12 protein-coding genes, 2 tRNA genes and 1 rRNA gene are annotated in these 17,080 nt (G+C 45.9%); 10 read left to right on the top strand and 5 right to left on the bottom strand.

The window, feature by feature from the left end; all coding sequences use genetic code 11:
- Positions 1–95 precede the first annotated feature (95 nt).
- Positions 96–1,364 carry an adenosylmethionine--8-amino-7-oxononanoate transaminase gene (locus NIAKO_RS04685; RefSeq protein WP_014217251.1) on the bottom strand — a complete coding sequence of 423 codons (1,269 nt, stop codon included), beginning with the start codon at positions 1,362–1,364 and terminating at the stop codon, positions 96–98.
- Positions 1,365–1,642: 278 nt separating this feature from the next.
- On the opposite strand from NIAKO_RS04685, the gene NIAKO_RS04690 reads away from it, so the two are divergent.
- From NIAKO_RS04690 to NIAKO_RS04705, 4 genes are all read left to right on the top strand, one after another.
- Complete coding sequence (locus tag NIAKO_RS04690) at positions 1,643–2,203, top strand: RNA polymerase sigma factor (protein WP_014217252.1); 561 nt, start codon at positions 1,643–1,645, stop codon at positions 2,201–2,203.
- Positions 2,190–3,932, top strand: a complete 1,743-nt coding sequence (locus NIAKO_RS04695; RefSeq protein WP_014217253.1) for an outer membrane beta-barrel protein — start codon at positions 2,190–2,192, stop codon at positions 3,930–3,932. The genes NIAKO_RS04690 and NIAKO_RS04695 overlap by 14 nt, the downstream gene beginning before the upstream one ends.
- 74 nt (positions 3,933–4,006) lie before the next feature.
- Complete coding sequence (locus tag NIAKO_RS04700) at positions 4,007–5,269, top strand: LVIVD repeat-containing protein (protein ID WP_014217254.1); 1,263 nt, start codon at positions 4,007–4,009, stop codon at positions 5,267–5,269.
- Between the two features lie 7 nt (positions 5,270–5,276).
- On the top strand, positions 5,277–5,870 hold the full coding sequence (locus NIAKO_RS04705) for a hypothetical protein (protein WP_014217255.1): 594 nt from the start codon (positions 5,277–5,279) through the stop codon (positions 5,868–5,870).
- Positions 5,871–5,879: 9 nt separating this feature from the next.
- On the opposite strand, the gene queG is transcribed toward NIAKO_RS04705, so the two are convergent.
- Positions 5,880–6,809 carry a tRNA epoxyqueuosine(34) reductase QueG gene (queG, locus tag NIAKO_RS04710; protein WP_014217256.1) on the bottom strand — a complete coding sequence of 310 codons (930 nt, stop codon included), beginning with the start codon at positions 6,807–6,809 and terminating at the stop codon, positions 5,880–5,882.
- 140 nt (positions 6,810–6,949) lie between these two features.
- The gene (locus tag NIAKO_RS04715; protein WP_014217257.1) at positions 6,950–7,843 is read right to left on the bottom strand and encodes an AraC family transcriptional regulator; all 894 of its coding nucleotides are present in this window, start codon (positions 7,841–7,843) and stop codon (positions 6,950–6,952) included.
- Positions 7,844–8,168: 325 nt separating this feature from the next.
- Here NIAKO_RS04715 and NIAKO_RS04720 point away from each other — a divergent pair, with 325 nt between their 5' ends.
- The 3 genes from NIAKO_RS04720 to NIAKO_RS04730 all read left to right on the top strand — a co-directional run bounded on the left by NIAKO_RS04720 (position 8,169) and on the right by NIAKO_RS04730 (position 12,833).
- On the top strand, positions 8,169–9,647 hold the full coding sequence (locus NIAKO_RS04720; protein WP_014217258.1) for a xylulokinase: 1,479 nt from the start codon (positions 8,169–8,171) through the stop codon (positions 9,645–9,647).
- Between the two features lie 165 nt (positions 9,648–9,812).
- Positions 9,813–11,141: a xylose isomerase gene (xylA, locus tag NIAKO_RS04725; protein ID WP_014217259.1), complete on the top strand. Its 1,329-nt coding sequence runs from the start codon at positions 9,813–9,815 to the stop codon at positions 11,139–11,141.
- A gap of 63 nt (positions 11,142–11,204) precedes the next feature.
- The gene (locus NIAKO_RS04730) at positions 11,205–12,833 is read left to right on the top strand and encodes a sodium:solute symporter (RefSeq protein ID WP_014217260.1); all 1,629 of its coding nucleotides are present in this window, start codon (positions 11,205–11,207) and stop codon (positions 12,831–12,833) included.
- 95 nt (positions 12,834–12,928) lie between these two features.
- Here NIAKO_RS04730 and NIAKO_RS04735 read toward each other — a convergent pair whose 3' ends face one another.
- Positions 12,929–13,504, bottom strand: coding sequence for a CAP domain-containing protein (locus NIAKO_RS04735; RefSeq protein WP_014217261.1), 576 nt, complete (start codon positions 13,502–13,504; stop codon positions 12,929–12,931).
- Positions 13,505–13,836: 332 nt separating this feature from the next.
- Positions 13,837–14,133, bottom strand: coding sequence for a hypothetical protein (locus NIAKO_RS04740; protein WP_014217262.1), 297 nt, complete (start codon positions 14,131–14,133; stop codon positions 13,837–13,839).
- A gap of 1,019 nt (positions 14,134–15,152) precedes the next feature.
- On the opposite strand from NIAKO_RS04740, the gene NIAKO_RS04745 reads away from it, so the two are divergent.
- The 3 genes from NIAKO_RS04745 (at position 15,153) to NIAKO_RS04755 (ending at position 17,056) form a co-directional block, all read left to right on the top strand.
- Positions 15,153–16,682, top strand: a 16S ribosomal RNA gene (locus tag NIAKO_RS04745).
- Positions 16,683–16,898: 216 nt separating this feature from the next.
- Positions 16,899–16,973: transfer RNA gene (locus tag NIAKO_RS04750), tRNA-Ile, on the top strand.
- A 9-nt stretch (positions 16,974–16,982) separates the two neighbouring features.
- Positions 16,983–17,056 (top strand) — tRNA-Ala (locus tag NIAKO_RS04755).
- Positions 17,057–17,080: the final 24 nt, after the last annotated feature.

The raw sequence follows: 17,080 nt of genomic DNA on the forward strand, positions 1-17,080 counted from the left end.
AGGATTTCACTATGAAATCCCAGGATTTTAGATCATTTTCCCAGGATTCTGTTATGTTTTCCTGGGATTTTATACCATTTTCCCAGGATTTCAACTCACTCTATGGTAGCCAGAATATTAATGATCGCGTTATGAACTTTATCTAACTGTTCGGCTGTTATACAAAAAGGGGGCATAATGTATACAGTATTCCCCAGCGGACGCAAATACACGCCCTGTGCCAGCGCTTTACGGGTTACATCCATACCTATCGTGTTCAAATATCCATCACGGCCCGATTCAATTTCAAATGCCATAATGGTGCCAATAGATCGCACGTTCTTCACCTGCGTTTCAAAGCGTTTATCGGTACTTAATTGCAGAACAAATTGTTGTTGCTGCTCACTGATGCGCGCTATTTGCTGTTGGCAATCCGGCTTCAATAACAGGTCCATACTGGCCAGGGCAGCCGCGCAGGCGAGGGGGTTGGCCGTGAAAGAATGGCCATGGAAAAATGTTTTGGTGCGGTCATCATCTACATAGGCTGCGTGGATCTTATCTGTACAGGCAGTAACGCCCAGCGCCATGGTGCCGCCGGTTATTCCTTTCGACAAACAAATAATATCCGGTTTTTCTTCTGCATACAAACTGGAAAACAGTTTCCCGGTTCTGCCAAAACCCGTCATTACTTCATCGGCAATACAGATCACGTCTTGCGCATGGCATTGCTGTAACAATTTATTAAGCGCTGAAGCATCGTAGATATTCATGCTGCCAACTCCCTGTAACAGGGGTTCATAAATAAAACAGGCTATCTCGTCCCAGGGGCCATCGTAGAGGGGCGAATCCTTAGTGGGCGCATCTGTGAAAATAACATCGAACAGTTTGTCCTGAAAGGCAAGGGTGAACACACTGCGGTTGCTGAGGCTCATGGTGCCAAATGTATCGCCATGATACGAATGGTTTAACGCCAGGATCTTGTTGCGTTTGCCGTTGCCTTTGTTCCACCAGTATTGCAGGGCCATTTTAACACCCACTTCCACAGCGGTAGAACCATTATCGGAATAGAATATTTTAGCAAAATCACCTGGTAAAATCTCCAGCAGGCGTTCAGCCAGCCGTACCGCCGGTTCATGGGTGAACCCGGCAAATATTACCTGTTCCAGGTTTTTGGCCTGTTCATATATTTTTTCGGCGATATAGGGATTGGCGTGTCCGTGAATGGTGACCCACCAGCTGCTGATGGCGTCGATGTAGGCTTTTCCGTTCTCATCAATGATATATGTTCCGTCGCCTTTTGCCACCGGAATGGGTTCTGGCATCGACTTTTGCGGTGTATAGGGATGCCAAACTGCTTTTTTATCTCTTTCAATAAGTGTTGCCATAGGGCGGCAAAGGTAAGTTCTTGAGAGCCTCCCCCCAACCCCCTCCGGTGGAGGGGAGTTAGACAGCCTCTCAATTAAGTTCTGGTATTCTGATGATCGGTTTCCCTTTACCCTTTGCCCTTTCACCACTGCCTACTTCCTTTCATCTCTGCTTCTACCCTGATAATTAGGTATTTATAATAAACGCTATATGAAAATGTCCGAATAAATAATAAACTTGCATTTTCCCAGGTCAATGCAACGGTATGACGTCGATCATTGTCACCACATAACTAGAAATGGATTATAACAGGCTGGTAAAAGATTGTTTGAAGGGGCTGCCGGAGGCCCAGCGACAGCTCTACGAGCATTTTGCTGAGAGTATGTTGGGGGTATGCTATCGCTATACCAAGTCTATTGCCGATGCAGAAGATGTGCTGCAGGAAGGGTTTATAAAAATATTCCGCAACCTGCACCAGTTTAAGTTTGAAGGGGAATTAGGTGGCTGGATCCGCCGGATTATGGTGAATACAGCCCTGAACTATCTGAAAAAGAACAGCCGGTATCAAACTGATCTATCCTTTCCTGAAACAAGCCTGCACCCGGTGTCAGACGATAACCCCGAAGTGACACTGCAGGCAAAAGACCTGGCTGAACTGATCCGCCAGTTACCGGCGGGTTATCAAACGGTTTTCAACCTGCATGCTGTTGAAGGATTTTCACATGTGGAAATTGGAAAAATGCTTGGTATCAATGAGGGAACTTCCCGGTCACAATATGCCCGTGCACGTGCGTTATTGATAACGTGGTTAAAAAAAACGAGCGTAGAAACAAAAAAGGAATCGTATGTCCGACCATGAATTTGAGAAACAGGTACATCAGAAGCTGCAGGAGCTAAAGCTGCGTCCTTCCGATGGAGTATGGATGGAGGTGGAAAAAAGCATCCGCCAGGGTAATAACCGTCGCCGCTTTATGTGGTGGTGGATGGCCGCGCTTTTTGTTGGCTTAACCGCCAGCGGCATTGTGCTGTATAACTATACAACTGAAACCCATAATGCTACTGCTGCCGTTGCAAGGGCAACAGCTACTGCACGGTCAACTGCCAAACCCGCTGAAACAGCTCCTCATTCTACCAATCAAATAATTACCAAACTACCCGTAACTGATAATTCAACAACCGGCGAAGAAAAAGCCGGTAACCATTCAATAGTTCAAAACAACAAACAGGAACCAGCCAATGAATCGCCTGTAGTTGCTCCTGTAACTTCAAAAAATAATCAACCGGTAATTACAGCTGCTGAAAACAGCACCGCTGTCAAAACAACTATCAATAAAAATAAAAAGCCGCTACAATCACCGCTTGCCTATAATCCCGGAAATACAAATCCGGGTGAACCGATCAATACCACTAAGCTAACCCATGAAAAACAGCGTACTGCCAAAAAGAAAGGCCGGGGAGAAGAAATCGTAATTGCCGCGATGCCTGTGCAACCCCATGATGGGGGGGCAGGTTCTGAAACCATAGCAACAGTTGAAACTAAAAAAACGGAACCGGATGTATTGAACAGCATTATGCCTGTACGGGTAAATAACCCCGACAGCGCTATTACTACCAATAAAGCGGCGACCACGCCATTTAAAACGATGGCCCTGTCTATGATGGTTGCCGATCCGGAGATCGGACTTGCAGCTGCGCCTATTATCCGTAAAAAACCTGTTTTATGGCATTGGGGCGTTTCAGCCGATGCCGGTTACTCGCGCATTGCCGAAAGTAAACTGTTCCAGTTAAAAGGTTTGTTGGGAAAAGATAAATATTATGCTGAAGACCTGTCGGCCCGCAGCAGCGCCACGCCAAGTACCAGCAATAATAATACGGTGAATTATAATAGCAGTGCCAATAGTCAGTTGGTAAACTGGTCGGCTTATACTGCGCCTCCTAAGAAAGCTTCACCTATTCAGGCTGATAAATCTTTTTCATTAGGCGTGTTTGTGCAACGCACGGTGTCGCCACGGTTAAAGTTAACGCTGGGGCTTGAATACTCTTATATTAGTGTACATACCCAGGTGGGGCAAAAAGTAGTGGCGCCCAATAACCCCATTGTGGTGAATTATGGTACTTCGCAGGCTGCGCTTGTAAAGGAATATTATAAATACCCCGGCAGCGATACCGCACAATCTATCAGTGCGGCTGCATATGCCCAGGGTTTAACCTACAGTCAGAGATATACCTATCGTTTTCATTACCTCGAAATACCATTAACAGTCAGCTGGCAGATCAATAAAGGAAGAAAATTGCCACCGTTCCAACTGGAAGGCGGTTTTTCCATGGCCCGTTTGCTGTCGGTAGATGCCCTGCATTATGAAGGCATAAAAGGCGTTTACTATAAAGACAACGATCTGTTCAATAAAACCCAGTTCAATTTTGTGGCCGGCCTCAGTGTTGGTTTATTACAACAGAGTAAACATCCCCTTTGGATAGGACCTAATCTGCGCTATGCACTCAATGGATTAGTTAATAAAGAAGTTTCAACCGGGCAATATGCCTGGTCAGCCGGCATTGGCATAAAAGTGCTGCTGGGAAAATTATAAGGATAATCTTCGAAAATTACAGGAAGAGGCAACGCTTGATTTCTGACGTTTGTCAGAGATAAAAAGCTAAACTTATGAAACGGCATCTAATGTCGGTATTACAGTTAGGGATAACTGTAATCCTAACTGCTTCTTTGTCTGGTTGCGACAAAGAGAAAGTAACCCGCTCGTATACCTGGTATACACCTGTATACAGAGCCCTTCCTGAAGTGCGTGCCGAAATGAAAAGCAGCCCGGCCCGGGCTGTGAAAAATCCCGGCAAAATATACATCTATCAAAACTACATTTTTCTGAATGAGTTTGATGAAGGAATTCACATCTTTGATAACACGAATCCTGCATCACCCAGGAACATTGGATTTATTCCAATTCCCGGTACGGAAGAGCTGGCGGTGCGGAACAACGTTTTATTCGCCGATTCATACAGCGATCTCGTAAGTTTTGATATCAGTGACCCCAAAGCTGTAACGGCCATCAGGTTTACCGAAAATGCTTTTCCATACCGCAATGTCTATTATAGTTATAATTCTTATAACGGTACACGCCCGCCTGTTGATTCCATTAAGGTAACGGTAAGCTGGATCCGCCATGATACAACAGTTACCTATTCCTCTAACCCGAACGTTTATTATGATTTTGTGACGCTGGCCGGTTCAAGTGCCCAGCCTTCAAAAAGCAGTACAGGTCAGGGCGGTTCCACTGCACGGTTCACCCTTATCAATGATTATCTGTATACCGTATCAACCAGCGACCTGTACACGTATAATGTTACCAATCCTGCCGATCCAAAATATGTTAATAAAACCACGATAGGTAACTGGACCATAGAAACCATCTATCCGTTTAAGAACAAACTGTTCATTGGCTCCACTCAGGGGATGTATATTTACGATGTGTCAACACCTGCTAACCCCGTTCAACAGGGGCAGTTTACACATGTTCGGAGCTGCGATCCTGTTATCGCCGATGAGAGCAGGGCCTGGGTTACCTTACGTACGGGTTCAAGCTGTGGCGGCAATGTAAACCGGCTGGAAGTGGTGAATATAGAAAATCTTGCCAGCCCCTCCCTGGTAAAACAGTATGACATGACCAACCCCTATGGTTTGGGCAAGGAAGGGAATACCTTGTTCATTTGTGATGGTAAAGACGGGATAAAAGTATATGATGCTGCCGATGCCAATAACCTGAAGCTGATAAAGAAAATAGATGGGATGGAACCCTATGATGTAATTGCTTCAAAGAACATAGCATTGGTAGTGGCGAAAGACGGGTTGTATCAGTTTGATTATTCCAATGTCAATAATATCCGTTTACTCAGTAAAATAGGCATAGAATAACCGGGATATGCAAAAAATATCATTACTACTTTGGATAGTTCTTTCGGGATCAATTCTTAGATCTGATGCACAGGTTAAAAACCAGGAACAGCCCCAAAAAGGTTGTTCCTGTTCTTTCTCTTCTATTAATCAAACAGGACTCCTGTATGGTACAAAAGGTGCCTATTATCTGCTGGAAACCATTAATGGGATCAAATATAAAACCTGGTTTACCGGAATAGGAGTGGGCGTGGACCCGTATTTCCGTACCGGCTATCCGGTGTTCTTTGATCTGCGAAAAGATCTTATTAATAAAAACTCCAGCCCTTTTCTGTATGCCGATGTTGGCGTTCATATTGTGAAGGATAAGAACGACCAGGTAAATCAGTGGTATGAAAATATTTATAGTAACGGGGCATATACCAATGCAGGTATAGGATATAAGTTCGCTATTTTTTCAAAATTTAAGGGCGTGATCAGCGCGGGTTACAGCTATAAGAATGTAGTGCGAAAGAATGTATACCTGGGTAACAACTGCACTTCGGGCCGGTGCTATGATAATTATGATACGTACAAAGATTATTTACACCGGGGAACTATAAAGCTGGGATTTCAATTTTAACAGCCAGGCCTAGCCTTTCAGGAATTTTACATTTCGCTGAATGCCCTGAAATTTGGCCCGCTTTAAAGGAGAGTGCCGGAAGATCTGTTTGAAGGCATCTTCGGTTAACGATTCCCATTCCTTGGTAGTGAAGTTCAGGATCTCGGGAATGGGTTTGAAGCCGGCTTCGCTGGTTGGTTTGGCAAACCGGTTCCAGGGGCAAACATCCTGGCAAACATCGCAACCAAACATCCAGTCGGCAAACTGTCCTTTTTTATCATCGGGCAGCAGCAGGTCTTTTAATTCAATAGTATAGTACGAAATGCACTGGCTGCCATTGATCACTTTGCCTTCGGTGATAGCGCCGGTAGGGCAGGCCTCAATACATTTACGGCAGCTGCCGCAATAATCTTTGGCAATGGGATCATCATATTCCAGCTCTATGTCAACAATGAGTGTAGCTATGAAAAAGAACGACCCCTGTTGTTTGTTGATGAGGTTGCCGTTTTTGCCTATCCAGCCGAGCCCGCTCCGGTGGGCCCAGCTGCGTTCCAGTACCGGGGCCGAATCAACAAAACCCCTTCCCTGAACTTCCCCAATGTGTTCGTTGATGAGCGCCATCAGGGTATGCAGCTTTTTTTTGATCACCTCGTGGTAATCATTCCCATAAGCATATTTTGAAATATTGGGCGTGTCGCTTTGTTGCGTTTGTTGCGGAAAATAGTTTAGTAATACGGTAATTACCGATTTGGCGCCGGGCACCAGTTTGGTAGGATCTATCCGCAGGTCGAAATAATTCTCCATATACTGCATGTTGCCATGCAGGCCTTTATTAAGCCACTGCTCCAGCCGCCGGGCTTCTTCGTCTAACTGCTGCGCCCGGGCAATGCCGCAGAAATCAAAACCTAATTCGCGAACGAACGATTTTATTTGTTGGGTATGTTGGAGTTTAAAGTTCAAAGTTTATAGTTCAAAGTTCCATGTTACCGGTTACCGGTTTCCTGTTACCGGGGAATACACCGCGTCGCGGTTTTTGCCTTGCCGCGCAGCGGTGTATTGCTTACAGCTTATTCCGCCAGCCGAAGGATGTGGCTGGCTGTTTATGCGTTAAGCGTTCTGTATTCATCAGGTAAATATGCCGAGGGTTCCTGGATCCGGAATTGCTTCCTGAAACCCGATGGGGTTAGCTGCTTTAATTTTAAAAACTGTTTATTAAAATTGGCCAGGGTGTTGAACCCGCTTTCGATGCTGATTTCCAGAACGGTTTTCTGGGTATCTATCAACAGCTTGCAGGCATGGCCAATACGCACTTCATTCAAAAAGTCAACATAGGTTTTCTTGGTGCATTTTTTAAAATAACTGCAGAACGCCGGAATGCTCATACCGGCGGTGACCGCTACATCACAAAGCGCTATGGATTCCTGAAAGTTATCGATGGTGAACTGGAAGATGCGGTCGATGCGGTCTTTGTTCTTTGCCTGGAAGGTTTTTACTTCCTGCGTGCTTACCGTTTCATAGTCATGCGCGCCTGCTATTATTTGTAAACACTCGCACAGGCGGATGATGCGGGCAAAACCCTGTAAATGTTCCAGCTCAATCAGCAATGGTTTTAATTGCTGCCGGGTGGCGCCCTGTATTTTCAGCCCCTGCATAGCTACCGAAAACAGTTTTAGAATGTGTTTGCTTTCGGGGAGCTGCATAAATCCCGGTCCCCAGAAATCATCGGTAAACTGAACCACCACTGCAGCGGTTATAAGTTCTTTATGGGCCTTTTGAAAGGTATGGGGCAGGTTGCTGCCAAGGAAAAAGATATCATCGGTTTTAAACTCTCCTATATAATTACCAATAAAGGCCGAGCCCTCGCCTTCGAGAAACAGGATGAGCTCATATTCAATGTGCTGGTGCCAGGGCACTTCAAAATGTGGCGTGCGGTAGGTGCGCGCCACAAAAGAGGTGTTTTGAGAAAGCGGTAATTTTTCAACTAAAGGTTTCATGACCTGGCTGCTTAACCACTATTTTAAGCAAAAATAAACATATATCTTATCGAATATATTAAAATAGTTTAGGTTTTTGTAAATAAAGTGGTAGGCTATATGACTAATATCCAATAATTTCGAGTCTTCGATAAAGGTTTTTGGTTAACAGGCAGCAGGTGTAGGGCCTAGAATCAGATCTCCGTCTAAAGCTTGCTGCCTTTTCAGAATCTGCAGATCATATACCCTGAACATGTGTCCGCCTTTGGCGGAAAGTCGAAGGCGCTGGCGCGCTGCTGACAACATCGAATTACAATTTCTCAACCTAGAAGTATTAAGCTGCCATATGTTATTGCTTGGAATTGATGTAGGTACGTCCTCTATTAAAGTTTCTGTCGTAGACGCCCAAACACAGCAGTGTAAAGCATCTGCCCAATACCCCGAAACAGAATCACCCATCATTTCTCCCCAACCCGGCTGGGCCGAACAAAGCCCTGAAATGTGGTGGGAGCATGTACAGCAGGCTATTAAAAAAGCACACGCTACCAATAATTATAATCCTGCCGATATTGGCGCCATTGGTATTTCGTACCAGATGCACGGATTGGTGATGGTTGATAGTAATCAACAGGTATTGCGCAATTCTATTATCTGGTGCGATAGCCGTGCGGTTGAAATTGGCGAGAAAGCATTCAAGGCCATTGGCAAAAAACAAAGTCTTTCCCATTTGTTGAATTCACCCGGCAATTTTACCGCCTCCAAGCTGGCGTGGGTAAAAGAAGAAGAACCGGATACTTATAAAAAAGCAAAGCGCATTATGCTGCCCGGCGATTTCATTGCCATGAAGATGACGGGCGAGATCACCACCAGCATTTCCGCATTATCGGAAGGTATATTCTGGGATTTCAAAAAAGACAGGATCAGCAAGGATGTAATGGAGCATTACGGTTTTGACGATGAACTGATCCCTGAAATCCAGGATGTATTTTCAGACCATGGACGTTTAAAAGAAAGCATTGCCGCTTCCTTATCGTTAAAGGCCGGTATTCCGGTAACTTATAAAGCAGGCGACCAGCCCAATAATGCCTTGTCGTTAAATGTGCTGGAACCTGGTGAGGTGGCCGCCACCGCTGGTACCTCCGGCGTTATTTATGGCGTAAGCGACGAACTTACCTACGATCCCGAATCGCGTGTAAATACTTTTGCGCACGTTAACTATACCAATGATGAAAAGCGGTTGGGCGTACTGTTATGCATTAACGGCACTGGTATTTTGAACCGTTGGGTTAAAAATATCTTTACACCCGCCATCAGTTATAGCCAAATGAACAGCGAAGCGTCTAAAGTGCCCATTGGGGCCGATGGTTTACGCGTGCTGCCTTTTGGCAATGGCGCTGAACGCATGCTGAACAACCAGATCATTGGCGTGCATTTCCATCATATTGATTTAAACCTGCATACACAGGCGCATTTGTTCCGCGCCGCCCAGGAAGGTATTGCCTGCGCATTCCGCTACGGACTGGATATCATGCGCGAGAATGGCATGAACCCACAGGTGATACGGGCTGGTAAAGCCAACCTGTTCCTGAGCGACCTGTTTGTAGAAGCCTTTGTAAATACCACACATGTACCGGTTGAATTGTACAACTGCGATGGCAGTGTGGGCGCCGCCATAGGCGCGGGCATTGGCGCAGGCGTTTATAAAACTCCAAAAGAAGCATTCACCCAGGTAAAACCATTGACAGTAATTGAGCCGGATAAGAAGAAGGAGTATAAAGTAGTGTATGAAGAGTGGAAGGGTTTATTGGACAATATACTGAAGTAAGTTGACCAGTTAACAAGTTAACACGTTGACGGAGTTGACAGGGTTGATAACGTTGATAAGGTAGGTGGAATGCCCGCCTGAGGGGAATTGTTTGCCGTTTGCCGTCTGCGGGAACGGCTACTTAAAATCGAAAAATCTTCTCACGTAAATAATAAACACAAGAATATGAAAATCATTACAGGCGAAAAAGAATTCTTTAAAGGCATTGGCCAAATCAAATATGAAGGCGTGGAGAGCGATAACCCACTGGCCTTTAAATGGTATGATGAAAACAGGGTAGTGGCTGGTAAAACCATGAAAGAGCATTTACGTTTTGCAGTGTGCTACTGGCATACGTTCTGTAACACGGGAGCCGATCCGTTTGGTCCAGGTACAAAACATTTTGCGTGGGATGCAAATACCGATGCCGTAGCACGTGCTAAAGATAAAATGGATGCTGCGTTTGAATTCATCACCAAACTGGGTGTTCCTTATTATTGTTTTCACGATATCGACCTGGTTGATGAAGGCGCCAACATCAAGGAATATGAAAGCCGTTTGCAAACTATTGTAGATTACGCCAAACAAAAACAGGCTGCCAGCGGTGTGAAATTATTATGGGGAACTGCCAATGTGTTCAGTAATCCCCGTTACATGAACGGTGCTTCTACCAATCCTGATTTTGCTGCAGTAGCTTATGCGGGTACGCAGGTAAAAAATGCGCTGGATGCTACCATCGCCCTGGGTGGTGAGAATTATGTGTTCTGGGGTGGCCGCGAAGGTTATATGAGCCTGCTGAACACGAACATGAAACGTGAGCTCGATCACCTGGCGCAATTCCTCACTATGGCGCGTGATTATGCCCGCAAACAGGGTTTCAAAGGTGTGTTCTTTATTGAACCCAAACCTTGCGAACCTACCAAGCACCAATACGATTATGACAGCGCAACCGTGATCGGTTTCCTGCGTCATTACGGGCTTGATAAAGACTTTAAACTGAATATTGAGGTAAACCATGCCACGCTGGCCGGGCATACCTTCCAGCACGAATTACAGGTAGCTGCCGATGCAGGTATGCTGGGCAGCATCGATGCCAACCGCGGCGATGACCAGAACGGCTGGGATACCGATCAGTTCCCGGTTGACCTGAACGAGCTGGTAGAAAGCATGCTCATCATCCTGGAAGCAAAAGGCTTTGCCGGTGGTGGAATTAACTTCGATGCCAAGACCCGCCGTAATTCAACCGACCTGGAAGATATCTTCATGGCGCACATTGGTGGTATGGACACTTTTGCCCGCGCCCTGGTAATTGCGGATAAAGTAATGCAGAAATCGCCTTACCTGAAGTTCCGCAAAGACCGCTATGCTTCTTTTGATAGCGGTAAAGGAAAAGAGTTTGAGACCGGCGCTTTAAAGCTGGAAGACCTGCGGGAGTTTGCCCTGTCGAATGGCGAACCCAAACAGACCAGCGGTAAGCAGGAGTGGCTGGAGAATATCATCAATCAGTACATCTAATTCCGAAGAAGGAAGTCTGCAGTCAGACTTCCTTTCTTATTTATAAAACTAAACGCTTGCCATATGCATTTTCTTGGTCCGATCGACTGGTTATTCGTAGGCCTGTACCTTGCCGTAATTGCTGCGATCTCCATCTGGTCAATAAAAAAAGCAAAGGATTCACCGTCCGATTACTTTCTGGCCAACCGTAACCTGGGCTGGTTTGTGATCGGTGCATCGATCCTCGCCTCAAACGTAGGTTCTGAACACATTGTAGGTTTAGCCGGAACTGCCGCCAGTACAGGGGTTGTGATGGGGCATTATGAACTGCACTCCTGGATCATTCTTACGCTGGGTTGGGTGTTTGTGCCCTTCTACATGCGAAGCATGGTCTATACTATGCCCGAGTTCCTGGAAAGACGTTTCAATGCAAAAGCAAGATGGCTGTTGTCTATCATCCAGCTCATCAGCTATGTAATTGCCAAAGCCGCCGTAACTATTTATGCCGGTGCCCTGGTGTTTAACTCCCTGCTGGGCGTTGACTTCTGGACGGGCGCCATCATCCTGGTAGTGGTAACGGGGGTATATACCATCTTTGGCGGCTTACACGCGGTAATGTATACCGAAGCCATCCAGGCCATTGTGCTGCTGGCAGGTTCTGCCGTATTGCTGTTTATTGGTTTGGATAAAGTAGGTGGCTGGGGCACGCTGATGCACTCGCTGCCCAAGGAAAAGCTGAATATGTTCCAGCCTTTGTCGAATCCTGATTTTCCGTGGGCCGGTATTTTGTTTGCCTCGCCGATAGTGGGGCTATGGTACTGGTGTACCGACCAGCATATTGTACAACGCTGTCTGGCGGCCCGCAATGAAAAAGAAGCAAGAAGAGGAACCATCTTTGCTGCGTACTTAAAGCTGATGCCGTTTTTCATCTTCATGATCCCCGGGTTGATTGCCTACACCTTACATCAGCAGGGAAAGATCAATATGACAGATACCGATGTGGCGTTCCCCACGCTGGTAAAAGAGATCATGCCGGTTGGGTTGCGGGGATTATTGGCGGGTGGCCTGCTGGCCGCATTAATGAGCTCGCTGGCCTCTGTGTACAATGCCTGTTCAACGCTGTTCACCATGGATATTTATAAGAAAATCAAGCCGGAGGCCTCCAACCACGAACTGGTTAGGGTAGGCCGCATTGCAACGGGTATTGTGGTGTTGCTGGGAATGATCTGGATCCCGTTAATGAAAAACATCTCAAAAGGCTTGTATGGCTATCTGCAAAGCGTACAATCGTACCTGGCGCCGCCTATTGCCGCTGCCTTTTTGCTGGGGGTATTCTCCAAACGCATCAACGCAAAAGGCGCCTATACCGCTATGGTGGTTGGGTTTATAATCGGGATACTGAAGCTGATATTTGAATTATTGAAAGGTCATTTGGGGGCGGGCCTATTGTACGATTTCGCTACCATGAATTTCTTATACTTCTGTATTGCCCTGTTTGTGTTCTCGGTAGTGCTGATGGTGGTGATAAGTCTGGCTACTCCCGCACCGGATGAAGCGCATTTAAAAGGATTGACGTTTGCTACAACGGTTGCTGAAGATAAAAAAGCATCACGGGCAAGCTGGAGTCAGAAAGATGTGCTTTTGACCTTATTGGTGCTGGTGTTTATTATTGCCATATTTATTTACTTCTCACCATTGGGAATTGCGAAGTAAGGAGATTGCTAATATATTTCAGATGCCATCCTGGTTACCGGGGTGGCATTTTTCTTTGCCCGCCATAGCTTTAGCGGAGGCGGGTTTTTCAGGAATTACCAGTTGTGCCTGGCGATAATAACGCAGATATAGGATTGGTACTTACTACCATCGCATTTTACAAACCCGATGCCTATATCATGCAGGGAAGCGTCCCAGTCGCCAATACCCAGCACATGATCGCGGTGGCCCATGCCGGCGTCCTCCGCATCGATGATCATGGCTTTAATGGCATCTGTGCCGGAATCGTGACCCGAGCCGATCGATTCAAAGAAGTTTTCCTTTTTATCTTTTAACCAGTCGGTATTTAGGGTATACCCACTCTGGTTGATGAAATAATTGATGCCCAGTCCGTCGGGATTAACATGCTCAAAGTAATTGCGTTTGGCCATATCAAGTGCTTTGGCTTCGGCCACCCTGGCCAGCGTATCGTTCCAACGCAGCGGAGTTTGGGTGATTTTTAGTTTTGAGTTGAGGTGTAATTCCTTGTAATACCTTTCGGGATTGCTACGAATAGTATTCAGCAATTGAAACGCCTGTTGTGCTTCTTCTTTTACCACAAAGGGATTGTTATTATACAGGAACGACAATAATAACATGACTACTGGCACCATGTAGGAGACTGCTTTCATAAGAAGTACGGTATGGTTCTGAAATGAAATATCGCTCTTATTCTAAATATAAGCATTGCCGGCCGTAAATGCAATAGCGGGAGTAAATGGAAACATGGATTTAACATAATGGATTATAGTAGTTGATCAGTTAACCAGTTGAACAGTTGACCAGGAAAGACAGGTTGATAGAGTTGACAGGGTTGATAAAGTTGATAGGGGAAGAAATGAGGAATGAAAATAAAAAACAGAGAAATGAAAAAGGGAAATACAAGTCGAATATCGAATGTCCAATATCGAATGTAGAAGTGAGGCTCAGGTTTCGGGAACCCTTTCACGTTTCACGATGGCAATTATTTCTCATGATACAGCCCCTCTTCGCCCGTAGCCAGGGATTGAATCGTAATATCATTGTTATTGCCCAACAGATCGCCGGAGCTCATTACTACCACTGCAACCGGCAGGTTACTCTTCATAATGGTATCGCCATTAAAGCTGAAGGTTGTGTTGTCAAATTGTAACTGGTCGCCAATGCGGTAACCCTGGCCGTAGAGCCATTGATGGCCTCTGATGTGTTCCGTGCTTAAGGTGGTACAGGAGGTGGTGAAGAGTAGGAGAGAAAGGGCGGTGAGTGCGGTTACTGTTTTCATAAGTAAGAAGTTTGGTAAAAGAACAGAAGCAAGAACCGGGCCGGTTGGAAGCGGTGTTTGGGGCGTGGGGCTGGCGTTTGTAAACTACTTATGGGCAAGGATTATATACTACCTGTGTTAAGTGATTTTGCGTATTTGGGATAATTGTAATGTAAGCCGGCACTGCCGGTTTTTTATTTGTTTTTATTTTTCGGCCGCATATTAACACATCAAATTTTACAGGTAGAATTCATAAACGAATAAGGACTGATGATGAACAATGGGCGTTTCGGGGTTTCCGGAATGCCCTTTTTGTTGGCAAAACCATGTGTGAACCATGTGTCAACCATATGTGCTTCATTGGGAAAGTACCCCATTTGACACATGGTTCACACATGGATGAGGCCAGGTTTACACCTGGTAGACCCCAAAAAACAGGAATAATATTCAAAAGATATTTTGCAATATGGAAAATCCGGCTACCTTTGCACCCCGATTAAAAAACGGGGCAGTGTAAAAGGAGAAACGGAAAGAAGAGAAAAGAGAAAGCACTGAAAATTAGTTCTTAAAAAGTTAGAAAAGATTTGGTGGAATGATTGAAACTCCTACCTTTGCACCCCCAACGAAAACGGGGCAGTGAAAAAGAGGAAGAGAAGCGAGATGAATCACTGAAAATCAGCTCTTAGAAAAGAAAGTGAGAAAGGAAAAAAGAAAGAAAAAAGTGAGAAAAGATTTGGTGAAATGAAAGAAACACTTACCTTTGCAACCCCAATCGAAAAGATAGGGAAGTGAGGAAAAGAAGAAGAGGCGAGAGCGCAAAGAAACGAAGTAGATAATAACGAATGAGTGAGAGTGGACAGAGGTAAAGGAAACATAACATACGATATTTAAAGATCTTTGAAAGTTTGGAAGCAACAGCACTTGAATAATTTCAAGTAAATTAATCAAGGTAAGAATCTAGCGACTCGAAAAAAATTAACACGATTCACAAAGTTGATTTTCTTATTGAGAGAATTTAGCTAAGTGATCAAAACTCATTTACAATGGAGAGTTTGATCCTGGCTCAGGATGAACGCTAGCGGCAGGCTTAATACATGCAAGTCGAGGGGCAGCGCAGTGTAGCAATACATGGGCGGCGACCGGCAAACGGGTGCGGAACACGTACGCAACCTTCCTTCAAGCGGGGGATAGCTTTCGGAAACGAAAATTAATACCCCATAGCAATGTCTGATGGCATCTGAGGACATTTAAAGATTTATCACTTGAAGATGGGCGTGCGCCTGATTAGGTAGTTGGCGGGGTAACGGCCCACCAAGCCTACGATCAGTAACTGGTGTGAGAGCACGACCAGTCACACGGGCACTGAGACACGGGCCCGACTCCCTACGGGAGGCAGCAGTAAGGAATATTGGTCAATGGACGCAAGTCTGAACCAGCCATGCCGCGTGGAGGATGAAGGTCCTCTGGATTGTAAACTTCTTTTATCGGAGAAGAAACCCACGAAATCTTTTGTGGTTGACGGTACCCGATGAATAAGCACCGGCTAACTCCGTGCCAGCAGCCGCGGTAATACGGAGGGTGCAAGCGTTATCCGGATTCACTGGGTTTAAAGGGAGCGTAGGTGGGCTGGTAAGTCAGTGGTGAAATCTCCGGGCTTAACTCGGAAACTGCCGTTGATACTATCAGTCTTGAATGTTGTGGAGGTAAGCGGAATATGTCATGTAGCGGTGAAATGCTTAGATATGACATAGAACACCGATAGCGAAGGCAGCTTGCTACACAATTATTGACACTGAGGCTCGAAAGCGTGGGGATCAAACAGGATTAGATACCCTGGTAGTCCACGCCCTAAACGATGGATACTCGACATACGCGATACACAGTGTGTGTCTGAGCGAAAGCATTAAGTATCCCACCTGGGAAGTACGACCGCAAGGTTGAAACTCAAAGGAATTGGCGGGGGTCCGCACAAGCGGTGGAGCATGTGGTTTAATTCGATGATACGCGAGGAACCTTACCTGGGCTAGAATGCAATTTGACCGTGGGTGAAAGCTCATTTTGTAGCAATACACAGATTGTAAGGTGCTGCATGGCTGTCGTCAGCTCGTGCCGTGAGGTGTTGGGTTAAGTCCCGCAACGAGCGCAACCCCCATCATTAGTTGCCATCAGGTAAAGCTGGGAACTCTAATGAAACTGCCGTCGTAAGACGCGAGGAAGGAGGGGATGATGTCAAGTCATCATGGCCTTTATGCCCAGGGCTACACACGTGCTACAATGGAAGGGACAAAGAGCTGCCACTTGGCAACAAGGCGCTAATCTCAAAAACCCTTTCTCAGTTCAGATTGGAGTCTGCAACTCGACTCCATGAAGCTGGAATCGCTAGTAATCGTATATCAGCAATGATACGGTGAATACGTTCCCGGACCTTGCACACACCGCCCGTCAAGCCATGGAAGCTGGGTGTACCTAAAGTCGGTAACCGCAAGGAGCCGCCTAGGGTAAAACTAGTGACTGGGGCTAAGTCGTAACAAGGTAGCCGTATCGGAAGGTGCGGCTGGAATACCTCCTTTTTAGAGATGCTCGCAGATAACAAATCTTTTTGGTTGTTGCTTCACTTAACTTTCATAGAATACTTTATAAGTTCTTTTTTATAGTAACCCGGCAAGAGGGATTCGATATAACCTGGATCGGGCTACAATCAAACAGATCCGGTGCTTATACTGGTTAGAGCATCCCGATGGTAATCGGGAGGGTCAGCTGGTCAAAGCGAAAGATCTACTTCAAACAGATCCGTAGCTCAGCCTGGTTAGAGCACTACACTGATAATGTAGGGGTCAGCAGTTCAAATCTGCTCGGGTCTACTAAAACTTGGGGGGTTAGCTCAGTTGGCTAGAGCATCTGCCTTGCACGCAGAGGGTCATCGGTTCGACTCCGATATCCTCCACAACAAAAGTTCTTTCAAACGGAT

Origin of the sequence: Niastella koreensis GR20-10, from assembly GCF_000246855.1 — a bacterium.
GTDB lineage: Bacteria > Bacteroidota > Bacteroidia > Chitinophagales > Chitinophagaceae > Niastella > Niastella koreensis.